The sequence below is a fragment of the Mycetocola reblochoni REB411 genome (assembly GCF_900163835.1).
GTDB lineage: Bacteria > Actinomycetota > Actinomycetes > Actinomycetales > Microbacteriaceae > Mycetocola_B > Mycetocola_B reblochoni.
In genome coordinates this window covers 56,588-73,811 of sequence record NZ_FUKR01000053.1, presented here as the reverse complement: position 1 = coordinate 73,811, position 17,224 = coordinate 56,588, and the positions used below count along the sequence as shown (strand labels likewise).

Genomic DNA, 17,224 nt, shown 5'->3' with positions numbered 1-17,224 from the left:
AGCCGTCCTCCACGCCTGCCTCACCTGGGCGACCCTATTAGGAGACACGCCCTAGACGACACCCGGCTGGTCGGAGAACGGCGCCACCGGCAGGTCCCCGCCGCGCGGGTCCGCGTCCTCCTCGAGCAGCCAGCGCGCCACGCCCTCGTCCGTGATCAGCTCCGTGCAGATCCCGCTGGTCACCACCGCGCGGGCCACAGCGCGCTTCTCCGCGCCCGAGATCACGGCGATGCTCGTCCTGGCGTTGCGCAGCACATCCAGCTCCAGGCCGACCGTCCTGGCGTCAAGCGCCGGGTCGACGACCATCCCCTCGGCGTCGACGTAGCGGCCGAGCACGTCGCCGACCGCACCCCGGCGGACCAGCTCGTCGATGTCGTCGGTCGTCAGGTAGCCGCTCTCGACATGGGCGGATCCGTGGTCGGCGGGGCCCGCGCTGAACAGGAAAGCGTTCGCTGCCCGTGCCCGGTCGAGCACCGCGGCGACGGTCCTGTCCGCGACGATGCTCTGCGCCGTCTCCAGCCGCTCCAGGATCGCCGGGCTCGGCAGCAGGCTGAGCGGCCCCGAGCCCTTGCGGGCGATCTCCGCCGCCGTCGCCGCCGCCGTGCCCGAGCGCGGATTGAGGCTGACCCCGCCGTTGATCTGCACGACCCCGACCCCGACGCCCCACCGCTCGCCGAGCGCACCGGCGACCGCGTTGATCGTCCGGCCCCAGCTGACGCCGAGGATCCGCGGCACGGGGCGCAGGCTCGCGAGCGAGTCGGCCGCCGCCTGCCCGATGCGCTCGCGCAGCTCCGAGCCGTCACCCGCACCGTAGAGGGGGACGACGACCGCGCCGTCCAGGCCGAACCGATCGACCAGTCGCCGCTCGAGCGCCAGCTTCCGCGCCCGCGGGTGCACGATCTCGATCCGGATGAAACCACGCTCCCGGGCGGACGACAGCAGTCGGCCGACCTTCCAGCGGGTGACCCCGAGGATCGCGCCGACCTCGTCCTGGGTCTTGCCCTCGTCGTAGTAGAGCTCAGCGGCACGGATGGAGAGGAGCTCGTCGCTCATGGACGGACCTTTCGACGGGGGCGATACCCCTCCAGGCTACGTTCGCGTCGCAGGATCTCCAAGCGAGCAGCGCAGTGCGCGGACGCGCAGACCGGCCGGGGCCGCTCAGTCCATCAGCCCGCGGCCCCGCAGCTCGGACTCGACCGTCCTGTTGCGCGCGACGATGAGACCCGCGGGGATGCACAGCGTGCACAGCGCCGCCAGCAGCAGCAGGCCGGGGGTCCACGACCCCGTCGCGTCGTGCAGCAGCCCCATCCCGAGCGGGCCGAGGCCGGCCGCGACGTAGGCTGCTCCCTGCACGAAGCCGCTGAGGGCGAGGGCGCCCGACTGCGTCGCCGAGCGCACGTTGATCAGGGTCAGCGCCATCGGGAACAGCAGCGGGCCCATGCCCGCCAGCGCCACCCACAGCACGGGCAGCGTCGTCGGGGCGAGCACCAGGCCCAGATAGCCCGCCACGAAGAACGCCCCGCCCGCGCATACGACCAGGTCGATGCGGCGGAAGCGGGTCACCATCATCGGCACGAGGATCGCCGTCGGGATCCCCATCGCGGCGAACAGCGACAGGTACAGCCCCGCCTCCGCCGCGCTGGCCCCCGCGACGTCCTGCATGATCGACGGCAGCCAGGCGAACATCGAGTACGCGCCGATGGAGGACTCCATCAGGACCACGACCAGCGCCCACGCGATCCACGATCGGGCGACGGGCACGCGGCCGCTCGGCTCGCCGATGATGTCGATGAGACCGGTGGCGACGCCGCGGCGGCGTTCGGCGAGAAGCTGGATCACCCACGGCACGAGCGCGGCACCGGCGAACAGGCCCCACAGTCCGAGCGACACGTGCCAGCTGCTGCCCTCGGCGACGGGAACCGCGACCAGGGGAGGGAACAGCGTGCTCACGGCCATGACGGTGGCGTACAGCGAGGTCATCAGGCCGACCCTGTCGGGGAAGTACTTCTTCACCAGGGGCGGCAGGAGCACGTTCCCCGCTCCCATGCCGGCGAAACAGATCGCACTGCCGATGGCGAGCTGGGGGAAGCCGCCGGCTGCGGCCCTCACCAGGTGGCCGCCGAGCATCGCGGCGATGGCGACGATGAGGACCGCCTCGATCGGGTAGCGGCGCGACACGAGCGGGGTGAGCAGACCGAAGACCGCGAAGCACAGCGGCGGCAGCATGCCGAGGAAGCCGGCACCGAGCGCGCCCAGTCCGATGTCGGCATCGATCACGCCGACCAGCGGGGACAGTGCACCGACGGCCGTGCGCAGGTTGACCGCGGCGAGCATGATCCCGACCAACGCCAGGACGCGGCCCGCCCAGAGGGAACGGCGGGCGGCGGTCACGACAGCAGCCGCCTGACGCGCTCCACGTCGTCGCGCATCTGCACGATGAGCGGCTCGATCCCGGTGAACGCCACCATTCCCCTGATGCGGTCGACGAACTCGACGTCGACGGTCAGGCCGTACAGGTCGAGGTCGGTCTGGTCGAGCACGTACGCCTCGACCTGCTTCTGCGGCACCCCGTCGAAGGTCGGGTTGTTGCCGACGGAGACGGCCGCGGGCATGCGCACCCCGTCGGCCACCAGCCAGCCGGCGTAGACGCCGTCGGCGGGGATGTAGCCGTCCGCGTCCGGCGTGAGGTTCGCCGTCGGGAAGCCCAGCTCACGGCCGCGCTTGGCCCCGTGCACGACCTCCCCTCGCACCGTCGGCGCGTGGTTGAGCAGCGCGGCGGCCGCGGCGACCTCTCCCCGGCCGAGCAGCTCCCTGATCCAACTGGACGACGCACGCCTGTCCCCGTTGGGGTGGACGTCGGCGACGACGTCGACGTCGAAACCGTAGCGCTCGCCGAGCCGGGTGAGCGCGGCCGCGTCACCGGCCCCCCTGTGGCCGAACCGGAAGTCCTCGCCGACGATGACCAGGCGCGCGTGCAGCGCGTCGTGGAGGATCGTGCGGACGAAGTCCTCCGGGCTCAGCCGCGACAGCTCCTCGTCGAAGGGCAGCGTCAACGTCGCGTCGACGCCGCTCGCCGCCAGCAGCTCGGCCTTACGCTCCTCGCCGAGCAACGGCTCGGGGCACGCCTCCGGGTTGATCACCGCGAGAGGGTTGCGGTCGAAGGTCACGACGACCGACGACAGCCCCTCCGCACGGGAGCGCTCGATGAGATCGGTGATCACCGCGCGATGGCCGGCGTGGACCCCGTCGAACTTGCCGATCGTCACCGCGGACGGCCCGAAGTCCTGCGGGATGCCCGCCACACCCTTCGCCGAGATCACGCGGTCCGCTCCGGGTGCCTGGCCAGCCACCACATGCCGAGGACCGGAAGGACGAGCGGCACGAACAGGTAGCCCTGGCCGTACACGCTCCACACGGTCGCGTGCTGGAAGTGCTCGGGTACGACGAGGCTGAGCGTCCCGACGACGATCACGCCGACGAGCTCGAAGACGATGGTCACCCAGGCGAGGCGGTACGCGGAACGGCCGGGGAGGATGAGCGCGACCGTGGCGACGATGTACACGATGGCCGCCACCGCGGAGAGCGTGTAGGCCAGCGGCGCCTCGTCGAAGGAGCGGACGATCTGCGAGAACGACCGGCCGGTCGCCGCGAGCGCGAGGATCGCGTACACGACGACGAGGACCCTGCCCACGCCTGGGGTCCGGGGGCTCCGCACGGGGGCTGGCACTGGCTGTTCACTCATAACCCGTCAAGTCTAGGCGACGGGGACGACGGCGCGGGGACGACGACGCACGCGGTCATCACCGCCGGAGGCTCACGCGGGGACGTAGACCTGGACGGACCAGATCTGCTGCATCCGGTAGAGCATGATCGCGACCGCGACGGCGGCCACCCCGAGCACCACCGTGCTCCACCTGCTGCGGTCGAGCAGCCCCCAGAACCCCGCCGCGACGGGCAGGAGCGCGGCACTGACCAGGTAGATCCAGAACTCGAGCGGGTCGCCCGTCGGGGTGTTCCCCGTCGCAGGAGCCGCGACGGCGACGACGATCTGGGCGATGAGCAGCACCTCGACGAGCGCGGTCGCGCCCATCGTCAGGTCGCTCGGCGGTCGCCCCGCCGCGCCGAGGACCAGGCAGAGCACGGCGGCGACGCTCGCGACGACGATCTGGACCCAGGTGAGCCACTCGATCATGACGCCGCCCCGTCCGTCGACGGCGCGCGCACCTCGTCGGAGGGGAAGTTGGTCACGCTCCTGACCACCCCTCCGGCGACGCGGACGACACCGATCAGCCGCTCGCCGGGCGCGATCGCCGCCCGCAGCCCGTCCGGAAGCGACGAGGGCAGCTTCTTGCCCTGAGCCAGCGCCGTGGCGGTCGGCTCGTCGACGTCCCAGCGGGCGACGACGGTCTCGGCGACGGCGGCGGGCGTCAGCAGCCCGTCCGGCACGACGAGCTCGTCGACACCGGCGGCGTCGGCGACGTCGAAGCCCCCCACGCGGGTGCGCCGCAGCCGCGTCAGGTGGCCTCCGACGCCCAGCGCCGAGCCGAGGTCACGGGCGAGCGCACGGATGTAGGTCCCCGATCCGCAGTCGACGACCACGTCGAGCTCGATCGTGTCGGCCAGGCGGCGACGTTCGAGGACCTCGAAGCGGTCGACGCGGACGGGACGGGCCGAGAGCTGCACGTCCTCCCCCGCCCTGGCCCTGTCGTAGGCGCGCCTGCCGTCGACCTTGATGGCGCTCACCGCGTTCGGCACCTGCTCGATGTCACCGGTGAGCGCCGCGACCGCCTCGTCGATGGCGACGTCCGTGACGGATGCGAGCTGCGCCGCGTCCGCGACGGCGACGGTCTCACCGTCCGCGTCGTCGCTCGCCGTGGAACGGCCGAGCAGAATGGTCGCCTCATAGCGTTTGTCGGCTCCGACCAGGTAGGTCAGCAGCCGGGTCGACGAGTTGACCCCGACGACGAGCAGCCCCGTCGCCATCGGGTCGAGGGTGCCCGCGTGACCGACCTTGCGCGTGCCGGCGACGCGGCGGACCCGCGAGACGACGTCGTGGCTGGTCAGGCCCTGCGGCTTGTCGACGAGGAGGATGCCGGATTGCACGAGGGGTTCCTTTCGAGAAGACCGTGCCATCCTCCCACAGCGCCGCGGTGGTCGGTGGCGCCGCCTAGGCTGGGTCCGATGAGCAATCCCCTGTCCGCCGCCGTGATCGACTGGTTCGAGCACAACGGCCGCGACCTGCCCTGGCGCCGTGACGGCTTCACCCCGTGGGGCACGCTGGTCAGCGAGTTCATGCTCCAGCAGACGCCCGTCCAGCGGGTGCTCCCCCGTCTCGAGGAGTGGCTCCGCCGCTGGCCGACACCGGCCGACCTGGCGGCGGCTGCCCCGGGGGACGCGGTGAGAGCGTGGGCGAACCTCGGCTACCCCCGCCGAGCCCTGTGGCTGCACCGGGCCGCGGAGCAGATCGTCGACCGGCACGGCGGCGTCGTGCCCGACGACGTCGACGCCCTGCTGGCCCTCACCGGCATCGGCGACTACACGGCGAGGGCCGTCGCCGTCTTCGCCTACGGCTCCCGCCACCCCGTCGTCGACACGAACACCCGCCGCGTCATCGCCCGTGCGGTTCACGGCAACGCCGAGCCCGCGCCGCCGCGCCGCAGCGACCTGGCCGACATGGAGGCTCTGCTGCCCGACGACGACGTCGAGCAGGCCGAGATGAACGCCGGGCTGATGGAGCTCGGCGCCCTCGTGTGCACGGCCAGGCGTCCCGCCTGCGAGGTGTGCCCGATCGCGGACCAGTGCCAGTGGCTGCTCGCCGGTTCACCCCCGTACGCCGGACCGCGGCGCGCGACGCAGAAGGCCTACGAGGGCAGCGACCGCCACGTGCGCGGACTCATCCTGGCCGCGCTCCGCGGCAGCGACACCGTGACGGCCGAGACCGTCGAGGGGCTCTGGCCCGACCCCGTCCAGCGCGACCGCGCACTCGCGGGTCTGATCGCGGACGGCCTGGTCGTTCCGGCGTCCGACGCCAGCGAGCCCTGCACCCGGTACCGCCTTCCCTGAGTTCCCCGAGACTGACGTCCCTGGCGGGCCTGCCCCCGCCGCGATCATCGCAGCCGACGTGCCACGGGACGGCGCTCTCCACGCCCCGCCGCGCGACGACGGCGCGGCCCCACCGAGAGGGTGGGGCCGCGCCGTCGTCTCCGCCTGTCCGGGTCAGTCCTCGTCGGACTCGGCCTCGCGCGGCTTCTGGTAGGGGTCGGCGTCCCCCGCGAATTGCGCGGACGATGCCTGCGCCGTCGTGGCGGAGTCCCGCTCACGCGCCTCGCGCAGGAGCGCCTCGATGTGGGAGGCGTTCTCGGGGATGCCGTCGAGGACGAACTCGAGCGAGGGCGTCAGCCTGGCGTTGATGTTGCGGCCCACCTCCGTCCGCAGCATGCCCGTCGCCGAGACGAGTGCGGCAGCCGTCCCCTCGCGCTCCTCCTCCGTGCCGAGGACCGTGTAGAACACGGTCGCGTGCTGGAGGTCGCCCGTCACCTGGACGTCGGTGATCGTCACGAACCCGAGCCGGGGGTCACGGAGCCCCTTGTCGAGCCGTTCGGCGATGACCTCCTTGATGCGGTCAGCCAACTTGCGTGCGCGCGGGTTCTCGCCCATGTGTTCCTCTCCTGACCCGGCCAACGGCCGATGATCCTCTGCGCCCTGCGGCGCGCTCCCACTCTGCCACGGCGACGAGCCCCGACAGAAACCGGCTCCGGCCGGTCCGCTAACGCGAACCGGCCGGACCCATGTGCCCTGCGTCAGACGCGGGGCTTCTCCTTCATCTCTGTGGTCTCGATCTCGTCGCCCACCTGGATGTCGTTGAACTTGCCCAGGCCGATACCGGCCTCGAAGTCCGTGCGCACCTCGGTGACGTCGTCCTTGAAGCGACGCAGCGACTCGATGGCCAGGTTGTCGCCGACCACGACGCCGTCGCGGATGACCCGCGCCTTGGCGTTGCGGGTGATCGTCCCGGAGCGGACGATGACACCGGCGATGTTGCCGAACTTGGAGGAGCGGAACACCTCGCGGATCTCGGCCACACCCGACTGGACCTCTTCGAACTCGGGCTTGAGCATGCCCTTGAGCGAGTTCTCGACGTCCTCCAGCGCGGAGTAGATGACCGAGTAGAAGCGGATGTCGACGCCCTCGCGGGACGCCCGCTCCCTGGCCTTCGTGTCCGGCCGGACGTTGAACCCGATGATGATCGCGTTGTCGATCGTCGCCAGGTTGACGTCGGACTCGGTGACGGCACCCACACCGCGGTGGATGATGCGCAGCTGGACGCTGTCGTCGACCTCGATCTTGAGCAGCGACTCCTCCAGTGCCTCGACGGCACCGGACACGTCACCCTTGATGATGAGGTTGAGGCTCTCGACCTTGCCCTCCTCGAGCGCACGGGTGAAGTCCTCGAGCGAGATGCGCTTGCGGGCCTTGGCCAGCTGGGCGTTGCGCTCGGCGGCCTCGCGCTTCTCGGCGATCTGGCGGGCCGTGCGGTCGTCCTCCGTGACGATGAAGGTGTCTCCCGCACGCGGAACGCTCGACAGACCCTGCACCTGGACGGGCCGGGAGGGCAGGGCCTCGGTGACCGCGTCGCCGTTCTCGTCGCTCATCGCCCGCACACGGCCGTAGGCGGTACCCGCCACGATCGCGTCGCCGACGTGCAGCGTTCCCGACTGGATCAGCACGGTCGCGACCGAGCCACGGCCCTTGTCGAGCTTCGCCTCGATGGCCACGCCTCGGGCGGCCTTGTCGGGGTTGGCACGCATGTCGAGCCCGGCGTCCGCCGTCAGCAGAACGGCGTCGAGCAGGTCCTGGATGCCGATGTTCTGGCGGGCCGAGACGTCGACGAACATGACGTCGCCGCCGTACTCCTCGGCGATCAGCCCGTACTCGGTCAGCTGCTGGCGCACCTTCTGCGGGTTGGCGTCCGGCTTGTCGACCTTGTTGACCGCGACCACGATCGGCACGTCGGCCGCCTGGGCGTGGTTCAGTGCCTCGACCGTCTGGGGCATGATGCCGTCGTCGGCCGCGACCACGAGGATCGCGATGTCGGTGACCTGAGCACCACGGGCACGCATGGCGGTGAACGCCTCGTGACCGGGCGTGTCGATGAAGGTGATCGCCCTGTCGATGCCCTCGTGCTCAGTGTGCACCTGGTACGCACCGATGTGCTGGGTGATTCCGCCGGCCTCACCGTCGACGACGTTGGCCTTGCGGATCGCGTCGAGCAGTCGGGTCTTACCGTGGTCGACGTGACCCATGACGGTGACGACGGGCGGGCGGGGCAGCAGGACGGAGTCGTCCTCGGCCTCGAGCTCGGCGTCCAGGTCGATGTCGAAGCCCTCCAGGAGCTCCTTGTCCTCGTCCTCGGGCGAGACGAGCTGGATCTTGTAGCCCAGCTCGTCACCGAGCACCTCGAAGGTGGCCTCGTCGAGCGATTCGGTCGCCGTGGCCATCTCTCCCAGGTGGAAGAGGACGGTCACGATGTTCGCCGGGCTGGCGTCGATCTTGTCGGCGAAGTCGGAGATGGAGGCACCACGGCGCAGACGCACCACGGTGCTGCCGTTGCCGCGGGGGACGCTCACGCCGCCGAGCGACGGGGCCTCCCGCATCTCGAATTCCTGCCGCTTCGTCCGCTTCGACTTGCGCGACTTGCTCTTGCCGCCACCGCGGCCGAACGCACCGGCCGTACCGCCACCGGGACCGCGACCACGACCGCCGCCACCCGGACGACCGGCGAAGCCGCCGCCCGGACGCTGGAAGCCACCGCCGCCCGTGCCTGCACCGGCACCGGGCGCGCCGCCGGGACGCTGGAAGCCACCGGGACGCCCGGCGCCGCCGGGACGCTGGAAGCCACCCGGACGACCGGGACCGCCGGAACGCGGAGCACCGGGACGCGGGGCACCCGGACGGGGCGCCTGCGGGCGAGGTGCCTGCGGGCGGGGAATGTTGCCGGGGGTGGGCCGCTGGCCCATGCCCTGCGAGGACGAGAACGGGTTGTTGCCCGGACGCGGGGTCCCGCTCGGGCGCTGGCCCATGCCCTGCGAGGACGAGAACGGGTTGTTGCCCGGACGCGGTGCGCCCGGCTTCGGAAGCGAGGAGTCGGACGAGCCCTCCGCGGGCTTCTCCGCGGGAGTGGGTGCCGGGGCCGCCTCAGCCGCGGGTGCCGGGGTCTTCTCGGCGGCGGGCTTCTGCGGCGCGGGCGTGTCCTGCGCCGGCTTCTGCGCGGCGGGCTTCTTCGCCGGCGGCTTGGGCCCCGGCTTCGGCGACCCGCCCTTCGGTGCGTCACCGGACGGCGCCTCCGCGGCGGATCCGCCGCCCTCGGCGGCCAACGCTGCGCGCAGCTTGCGCGCGACCGGGGGCTCGACCGTCGACGACGTCGACTTCACGAACTCGCCGAGCTCCTTCAGCTTCGCGAGCGCGACCTTCGAGTCGACGCCCAGCTCGGACGCGATCTCATGTACACGTGGTTTTCCAGCCACAATTCTCCTGTCTGAGGCCACCCAGACAGGGGTGGCCGTTAGTGTCGGACGGAACTCATTTCGAGCCGCTCATTAGTTGTCCATTAGCCGTTCAGCCTGTTCTGTAGGTTCTGCACGTCTGCCGTTCCGGCGATCCGAAGCGCGCGCCCGAAGGCCCGCCGGGTGATCGCCTTCTCGACGCATTCCGCACTCGGATGCACCCACGCCCCCCTGCCGTCCATCGAGGCCGAGTCATCGACCACGACGACACTCCCCCGCGAGACAACGCGGAGCAATGATGATTTCGGGGAGCGGGAACGGCATCCGATGCACGTTCTTACGGGATCCATCGTAGCACCAGCCCCGTCCCGCGGTCTCGGCGCGGCGCGTCGCCGACCACGACCGCCGCCCGAGCCGTCGCACACGACGGCATCAGTCCTCCAGGATCGAGTCCGGCTGGATGTCGATCTTCGCGCCCGTCAGCTTCGCGGCGAGACGGGCGTTCTGCCCCTCCTTGCCGATGGCGAGCGAGAGCTGGTAGTCGGGCACCAGGGCGCGGACGGCCTTCGTCTCCTCGTTCAGCACGAACGAGGAGGTGACCTTCGCCGGCGAGAGCGCGTTCGCCACGAAGACGGAGAGGTTCGGCGAGTAGTCGACGATGTCGATCTTCTCGTCGCCGAGCTCCTCGGTGACCGCGCGCACCCGGCGGCCGAGCTCGCCGATGCACGCGCCCTTGGCGTTGACGCTGGGATCGTTGGCCTTCACGGCGAGCTTGGAACGATGACCCGCCTCGCGGGCGATGGAGACGATCTCGACGACGCCGTCGGCGATCTCCGGCACCTCCATCGCGAACAGCTTCTTCACCAGACCGGGGTGCGTGCGCGACACGGTGATGGCCGGGCCCTTCGTCCCCTTCGCGACGCTCGTGACGAAGACCCTGATGCGGGAGCCGTGACGGTACTCCTCGCCGGGGACCTGCTCCTCGGGGGGCAGGATGGCCTCGACCGTGCCCAGGTCGACGTGCACCATCCGCGGGTTCGGGCCCTGCTGGATCACGCCGGCCACGATGTCGCCCTCACGGCCCTTGAACTCGCCGAGCACGGCGTCGTCCTGGATGTCCCGCAGGCGCTGGTTGATGACCTGCTTGGCGGCGTACGCGGCGATCCGGCCGAAGTCCTCCGGCTCCGACTCGGCCTCACCGACGACGGCCCCCTCATCGTCGAGCACCGGCACGAGAACGGTGATGTGACCCGTCTTACGGTCGAGAACGACGCGCGCGGTCGGAGCGGTCCCGCCCTCGGGCGTGACGGTCTTGAGGTACGCCGTGTGGATCGCCTGCTCGATGATCTCGACAAGCTCGTCGAACGGGATCTCCCGCTCGCGCTCCAACAGCTTCAGGACGCTGAGATCGATATCCATGCGGGGTGCTCCTCCATATTCAACTGGGCCTGCGCCGCGGGCGCGGGTTCAATCCTCCAGGATACCCGAGTCCGACGCCAGCGCCCGCACCCGCGGTGCCGCAACGGCGCCCCGTCCCTGCCGGGCGGAGCGCCGGACGGCCCCGCTGCGCATCCGCGACGGGGCCGTCCGTGTCCGCGATGCGGGAGGCGGCGGATCAGCCGAGCGCGTCGGCCGACGACTCCCGCGCGTGGCGCAGCTCCTCGACGGCGTCGACGATCGCCACGGGGGTGCGCTCACCCGTGCGGCGGTTCCAGAGCTCGACCGTCCCCTCGGCGACGCCCCTGCCCACGATGATGATCCACGGGATGCCCACGAGCTCCGCATCGCCGAACTTCACGCCGGGAGAGACCTTCGGCCTGTCGTCGTAGAGCACCTCGAGGCCCGCGGCCTCGAGCTCCGAGGAGAGGGCCGCGGCCGCATCGAACACGGCCGCGTCCTTGCCCGTCGCGACCACGTGCACGTCGAACGGCGCGAGCGGCTCCGGCCAGACCAGTCCGCGGTCATCGTTGTTGAGCTCCGCGATCGTCGCCAGGATCCGCGTGACGCCGATGCCGTAGGAGCCCATCGTGACCGTCACGAGCTTGCCGTTGTGGTCGAGCACCTTGAGCCCGAGCGCCTCAGCGTACTTGCGGCCCAGCTGGAACACGTGCCCCAGCTCCATCCCCCTGGCCAGCTCGACGGGGCCCGAGCCGTCCGGTGCGGGATCGCCGGGTCGCACGGCGGCGACGTCGACGCGCCCGTCCCAGCTGAAGTCGCGTCCGGCGACGAGGCCGAAGACGTGCTCGCCGGTGACGTTCGCCCCGGTGATCCAGGCGCTGCCCTCGGCGACCCGGGGGTCGACGAGGTAGCGGATACCACTCGACGAGGTCTCACCGAGGACCGCGCCGCGCGCGGACCAGGGGCCGATGTACCCCTTGACCAGCAGCGGGTTCGCCGCGAAGTCCTCCTCCGTGGCCGGCTCGACCTCGGCGAGGGGGAAGGCCACCTCGGCACGCTTGAGGTCGACCTCGCGGTCGCCGGGCAGGGCGATGACGACGAGCTCGCGAACCCCGTCGACGCCGGTGACGGCGAGCACCACGTTCTTCAGCGTGTCCGCAGCCGTCCACGCCGAGCCGGCCCTCGCCTCGACCTCGTTCGCCACCGCGACCAGCGCGTCGATGGTCGGCGTGTCAGGGGTGGAGTGCACGACCGGGGCCGGTGCGCCGGTGGCGTCGACGGGCGCGGCGACCGCCGTCGCGAAGGCCTCGACGTTGGCCGCGTAGCCGGCGTCGTTGCGTACGAAGGTGTCCTCGCCGATCGGCGTCGGGTGCAGGAACTCCTCGCTCCGCGACCCGCCCATCGCCCCCGCGTCCGCCTGGACGATCGCGTACTCCAGACCCAGACGGGTGAAGATGCGCTCGTAGGCGTCGCGCTGGGTCAGGTAGGAGCGCTCGAGTCCCTCGTCGTCGACGTCGAAGGAGTACGCGTCCTTCATCGTGAACTCGCGCCCGCGCAGCAGGCCGGCGCGCGGCCTGGCCTCGTCGCGGTACTTGTCCTGGATCTGGAAGATCGTCAGCGGAAGGTCCTTGTACGAGGAGTACAGGTCCTTCACCAGGAGGGTGAAGGCCTCCTCGTGCGTGGGCGCGAGCAGGTAGTCGGCCCCCTTGCGGTCCTGCAGGCGGAACAGCGCCTCGCCGTACTCCGTCCAGCGATTCGTCCGCTCGTACGGCTCCCGGGGAAGCAGCGCGGGGAAGTGCACCTCGAACGCACCTGCCTCCGCCATCTCCTCGCGGATGACCGCCTCGATGCGCGACTTCACCCGCAAGCCGAGGGGCAGCCAGGCGAAAACGCCCGGCGCCTGGCGGCGGATGTACCCCGCGCGGACGAGCAGCCGGTGACTGGTCACCTCGGCGTCGGCGGGGTCTTCACGGAGCGTACGGAGGAAGAAAGTTGAAAGGCGCGTAACCACCCGACCATCGTACCGCCGCGACGGCCCCCGACCGGTAGCGGCCCGATCACGCGGCCGGGCGGACTCCGACGGTGCGCCGCTACAGCAACGAGATCGGCTTGACGATGTCCGCGTAGACGAGCAGCAGCACCATCGCCCCGAGCAGCGCGGCGACGACGATCGTCACGGGCACGGCCTTCGCCCCGTCCACCGGCCCCGGATCGGGCCGGCCGAGCAGACGTGCGGTGGTGCGCTTGATCTTCTCCCACAGCGCGGTCACGACGTGCCCTCCGTCCAGGGGCATGAGCGGGACGAGGTTGAACACGAACAACGCCACGTTCAGCGAGCCGAGCATCCCCACCAGCGTCGCGGCCTTCGAGGCGAGCGGCACCTCGTCCATGCTCACGACCTCTCCGGCGAGGCGCCCGACGCCGACCACGCTGATCGGGCCGTCCGCGTCCCGCTCCCCCTGACCGAAGGCGGCCTCCGCCGTGTCGATGAGGCGCTGGGGCAGGTTGAGGATGATGTTCCCGACGGCGGCGATGTTCTCACCGACGGCGGGGAGGACGCTCCCCGGCCCCTGGGGCTCGAGGCGCTGCTGCGCGACCATGCCCGCGAAGCCCTGCTCCGCGACGACGGGGTCGCCGTCGTCGTCCGTGAGGGGCTGACCGTCCGCGTCGAGCTGGGGCCGCTCGGTGAGCATCGGCCGCAGGGTGAGGGCGAGCTGCTCGCCGTCACGCTCGACGACGACGGGGATGCTGCGCTCCGGCGACTCCCTGATGATGGCGCTGGACTGCTCCCAGGTGGCCACGGCCGTGCCGTCGACGCTGACGATGCGGTCGCCTGCACGGATCCCCGCCTCCGCGGCCGGAGCCGTCGGGTCGGTATCGGTGCACTGCTGGCGCTGCTCCCCCGAGGTGATCACGCACTCGTTGACCGACGCGACCGTCGTCGTGGTCACCGGCGTGCCGAAGCCCATCAGCAGGATGGCGTAGAAGACGACGGCGAGGAGCAGGTTCATCAGCGGCCCCCCGAGCATGACGACCACGCGCTTCCACACGGCCTGGCGGTAGAAGGCCCTGTCGTCCTCGCCCTCGCCGATCGACTCGGCGCTGACCTCCCTGGCGTCGCGGATGATCGACTCCAGGCGCCCCGTCCGCTGTGCGCCGTCCGCCGCGGCGGAGCCGTCCTCGGCGCCGCGGACTCCCGCGGCTTCATCCGTGTCCGCATCGTCCCGCCCGGCATCCTCCGGTTCCCGGCGACGCCTGGACTCGTCGAGCGCCTGGAAGAAGCCCGTGCTGCTCTCCTCGGCTGCCGAGCCGGGTGCACGCGGGGGGAACATGCCGATCATCGAGATGTAGCCGCCCAGCGGGATGAGCTTGATGCCGTACTCGGTCTCGCCCCGCCGCCGCGAGAACACGGTCCGGCCGAAGCCCACCATGTACTGGGTGACCTTGATCCCGAACAGCTTCGCCGGCACGAGGTGACCGATCTCATGGAGGCCGATGGACAGGCCGAGTCCGAGCGCGATGACGACCACGCCGACGAGGTACAGGAGAACGGTTTCCACGGGTCGAGGATAGTCCCGCCTTCCCCGCGGCTACTGTCGGTGCGCTGTGAGACGATGGCCTGCACCGGCACCACCGGAACGTACCCGCCCCCGACGCACGAGGACCGCATGCTTCAGGACACCATCCGGCCGGACACGGTCACCCCGATCCCGCTGAGCCAGGCGCTGGCCGTCGTCGGGCTGAGCGCCCCCGGCTCCTCCGCGGGCATCGCGATCGGCGGGGTGGCGATGTCCAGCGGGGCGGTCCGTGCGGGCGACCTCTACCTCGGCGTGCCCGGGGCGCGCTTCCACGGCGCGGCGTTCAGCGTCGACGCGGCCGAGCGGGGTGCGGTGGCGGTGCTCACCGACGCCGCCGGCGCCGAACAGGCCGCCCGCTCCGGCCTGCCCGTCATCGTCTCCGATGCCGACCCCCGCACGGTCGCCGGGGCGCTCGCCGCGTGCATCTACGGAACCGACCGGGACCGGCCGACGACCTTCGGGATCACGGGGACGAACGGCAAGACCTCCACGGCCCACATCCTCGACGCCCTCCTGCACCTGCTCGGCAGGACGACGGGGCTCAGCACCACCGCAGAGCGTCGCATCGGCGACGAGGTCATCGTGTCGCACCTGACCACGCCAGAGGCCCCCGACGTGCACGCCCTGCTCGCCCGCATGCACGAGCGCGGCGTGGACGCCGCGATCCTCGAGGTCAGCGCACACGCTCTGACGCGGCACCGGGTCGACGGGGTGCGCTTCGACGTGGCCGGGTTCACGAACCTCAGTCACGACCACCTCGACGACTACGCGAGCATGGACGACTACCTCGACGCCAAGCAGCTCCTGTTCACCCCGCAGCGATCCGACAGGGCCGTCGTCTCGCTCGACTCCGAGGCGGGTGGCAGGGTCGCGGCCCGCAGCACCGTCCCCGTCGTCACCATCACCTCGCGGCACGACGTCGACGCGAACTGGCACGTCGAGGTCGCCGAGGAGTCCGTCGAGGGGCTGCGCTTCACTCTGAGCGACACCGTCAGGACCGGCAGGACCCTCTCCGCGCGGCTGCCGCTGATCGGGCGGCACATGGCGGCCAACGCGGGGCTCGCCCTCGTGATGCTGCTCGAGTCGGGGGTCCCGTTCGACCGGCTGGGCGCCGTCCTCGCCGACGAGCCCGTCATCCCCGTCCGGCTCCCCGGGCGCAGCGTTCGGGTCTCCGGTCCGCATGCGCCGACCGTGCTCGTCGACTCGGGGCACACGCCCGACGCGTTCGAGAAGACGCTGGCGGCGCTCAGGGCGGTCACGCCCGGCCGCGTCATCATGGTCACCGGTGCGGACGGCCTGCGCGACCCGAGCAAGCGCGAGGCGATGGGCGCGGCCGCGGCCAGGGGCAGCGACGAGGTGATCATCACCGACCACCACAGCCGCACCGAGGATCCCGCGTCCATCCGGGCGGCCCTGCGTCGCGGCGCGGCCGACGCGTCACCCTCGACCCCCGTGAGCGAGATCCCCGACCCTGTCACCGCCATCCGCTGCGCGATCGAGCGGGCCGAGCCGGGTGACAGCGTGCTCTGGTCGGGGCTGGCATCGCAGGACTACCGTGCCGTCGGGACCGCCGAGCTTCCGTTCTCCGCAATCGAGGAGAGCCGCCGCGCCCTCGCGGAGGCCGGCTGGGACGTCGCTCCCTGACCCTCCCACGACCGGCACCGCCCCTCCCCCGATGTGTCGAGGGAGGGGCGGTGCCGGTCGTGGGGAGCGTCGAGCGTCGGCCGTCGAGCGTCGAGCGTCGGCCCCCCCGATCAGGCGGTGCTGCCGAGGATGTCCACGACGAACACGAGGGTGTCGTCCGCGGTGAACGCAGCGCCCTCGGGGACGGAACCCTCCTGGTAGTTGTCTTCGCCCGGCGGGATGACGACGATCACCTGCGAGCCGACCGTCTGGCCGACGAGTGCCTTGGAGAAGCCGCCGATCACGCCGTCGGTCGGGAACGACATCGGGCCCCTGCCCCAGCTCTGGTCGAAGATCTCGCCTGAGGCCCAGACCACGCCCTGGTACTGGACCGTGACGGTGTCGCCCTCGGCGACGGTCGCGCCGTCGCCCTTCTTGAGGACGCCGATCTCGGTCTCCGTCGGCGGGTCGGCGTCCGGGATCGTGATCGTCGGTGCGCCGGAGTCGTCGAGCGTCACGGACGGAAGCGACGGGTCGACGTCCTGCGGCTCGCCGTCCGCCGCCAGGGTGGTCTTCCGCACCAGGTCGAGCACGCCGACGAGCGGCTCGTCGGCGTCGACGCCGAGCTGCTCGCTCCCCGTCGTCCCGAACGCGTCATCGGGGGCGATGACGGCCAGCACCCGCGAGCCGATCGTCTGATCGACGAGCGCGTTGGCCAGGCCGGGAAGCAACTGCTCGGGGTCGGCTGCGAAGGTGACAAGGCTGTCGTCGGTGTACTCGTCCTGGCTGACGACCGTGCCGGTCGTGGCGGACAGCATCGTCAGGTGCACGTCGACGGAGTCCCCGCTGGCGACGGTCTCCCCGTCACCGGTGATGAGCGTGCGGTACGCGCTCTCCTCGATCTCGAGGGGGGCGTCGACGGTCACCTCGGGTGCCGCGCCCCAGTCGCCGGTCACGGTGACCGCGTCGAGCGCGCGATCGGTCGGGGATGAACTGCAGGAACTGACCGTCAGGGTGACGGCGGCGGCCATGGCTAGGGCCAGGAGTGGAGTCGCGCGGCGCACAGTGCTCTCTTTCGTTGCGGGTCGACCTCAAGGGTCGCACGGTCGGGGGCGACGCGTC

Annotated in this window: 15 protein-coding genes; 2 read left to right on the top strand and 13 right to left on the bottom strand. The window is 71.4% G+C overall.

Annotated elements, in window-relative coordinates; translation table 11 throughout:
- Positions 1-51: 51 nt before the first annotated feature.
- The 6 genes from FM119_RS09555 to truB form a co-directional block, all read right to left on the bottom strand.
- On the bottom strand, positions 52-1,053 hold the full coding sequence (locus FM119_RS09555; protein ID WP_087137527.1) for a sugar-binding transcriptional regulator: 1,002 nt from the start codon (positions 1,051-1,053) through the stop codon (positions 52-54).
- Between the two features lie 105 nt (positions 1,054-1,158).
- A complete protein-coding gene (locus FM119_RS09550) occupies positions 1,159-2,391 on the bottom strand; it encodes an MFS transporter (protein ID WP_245827418.1) in 1,233 nt (410 codons plus the stop codon).
- Positions 2,388-3,320 (bottom strand): bifunctional riboflavin kinase/FAD synthetase, encoded by a 933-nt coding sequence (locus FM119_RS09545; RefSeq protein WP_087137525.1) that lies wholly within the window; start codon positions 3,318-3,320, stop codon positions 2,388-2,390. Before FM119_RS09545 ends, FM119_RS09550 begins: the two co-directional genes overlap by 4 nt.
- On the bottom strand, positions 3,317-3,742 hold the full coding sequence (locus FM119_RS09540) for a hypothetical protein (RefSeq protein ID WP_087137523.1): 426 nt from the start codon (positions 3,740-3,742) through the stop codon (positions 3,317-3,319). Before FM119_RS09540 ends, FM119_RS09545 begins: the two co-directional genes overlap by 4 nt.
- A 72-nt stretch (positions 3,743-3,814) precedes the next feature.
- On the bottom strand, positions 3,815-4,192 hold the full coding sequence (locus FM119_RS09535) for a hypothetical protein (protein ID WP_087137521.1): 378 nt from the start codon (positions 4,190-4,192) through the stop codon (positions 3,815-3,817).
- Positions 4,189-5,133, bottom strand: a complete 945-nt coding sequence (gene truB / locus FM119_RS09530) for a tRNA pseudouridine(55) synthase TruB (protein WP_087137519.1) — start codon at positions 5,131-5,133, stop codon at positions 4,189-4,191. The genes FM119_RS09535 and truB overlap by 4 nt, the downstream gene beginning before the upstream one ends.
- A 48-nt stretch (positions 5,134-5,181) precedes the next feature.
- Here truB and FM119_RS09525 point away from each other — a divergent pair, with 48 nt between their 5' ends.
- Positions 5,182-6,063, top strand: a complete 882-nt coding sequence (locus FM119_RS09525; protein ID WP_087137518.1) for an HhH-GPD family protein — start codon at positions 5,182-5,184, stop codon at positions 6,061-6,063.
- A 153-nt stretch (positions 6,064-6,216) separates the two neighbouring features.
- Here the strand turns inward: FM119_RS09525 and rbfA are convergent, their stop codons facing one another.
- The 6 genes from rbfA to FM119_RS09495 all read right to left on the bottom strand — a co-directional run bounded on the left by rbfA (position 6,217) and on the right by FM119_RS09495 (position 14,461).
- Positions 6,217-6,657 carry a 30S ribosome-binding factor RbfA gene (gene rbfA / locus FM119_RS09520; protein ID WP_087137516.1) on the bottom strand — a complete coding sequence of 147 codons (441 nt, stop codon included), beginning with the start codon at positions 6,655-6,657 and terminating at the stop codon, positions 6,217-6,219.
- A gap of 143 nt (positions 6,658-6,800) precedes the next feature.
- Positions 6,801-9,524, bottom strand: coding sequence for a translation initiation factor IF-2 (gene infB, locus FM119_RS09515; protein WP_087137514.1), 2,724 nt, complete (start codon positions 9,522-9,524; stop codon positions 6,801-6,803).
- Between the two features lie 83 nt (positions 9,525-9,607).
- Entirely contained in the window at positions 9,608-9,853 is a 246-nt protein-coding gene (locus FM119_RS09510; RefSeq protein WP_087137512.1) for a YlxR family protein, read from the bottom strand.
- A gap of 82 nt (positions 9,854-9,935) precedes the next feature.
- Complete coding sequence (gene nusA / locus FM119_RS09505) at positions 9,936-10,922, bottom strand: transcription termination factor NusA (RefSeq protein ID WP_087137510.1); 987 nt, start codon at positions 10,920-10,922, stop codon at positions 9,936-9,938.
- Positions 10,923-11,118: 196 nt separating this feature from the next.
- Positions 11,119-12,912, bottom strand: coding sequence for a proline--tRNA ligase (locus tag FM119_RS09500; RefSeq protein ID WP_087137508.1), 1,794 nt, complete (start codon positions 12,910-12,912; stop codon positions 11,119-11,121).
- Between the two features lie 79 nt (positions 12,913-12,991).
- Entirely contained in the window at positions 12,992-14,461 is a 1,470-nt protein-coding gene (locus FM119_RS09495) for a M50 family metallopeptidase (protein WP_087137506.1), read from the bottom strand.
- 108 nt (positions 14,462-14,569) lie between these two features.
- On the opposite strand from FM119_RS09495, the gene FM119_RS09490 reads away from it, so the two are divergent.
- Positions 14,570-16,123: a Mur ligase family protein gene (locus FM119_RS09490; protein ID WP_087137532.1), complete on the top strand. Its 1,554-nt coding sequence runs from the start codon at positions 14,570-14,572 to the stop codon at positions 16,121-16,123.
- Positions 16,124-16,233: 110 nt separating this feature from the next.
- Here the strand turns inward: FM119_RS09490 and FM119_RS09485 are convergent, their stop codons facing one another.
- Positions 16,234-17,133 (bottom strand): FKBP-type peptidyl-prolyl cis-trans isomerase, encoded by a 900-nt coding sequence (locus FM119_RS09485; protein ID WP_087137505.1) that lies wholly within the window; start codon positions 17,131-17,133, stop codon positions 16,234-16,236.
- Positions 17,134-17,224 lie beyond the last annotated feature (91 nt).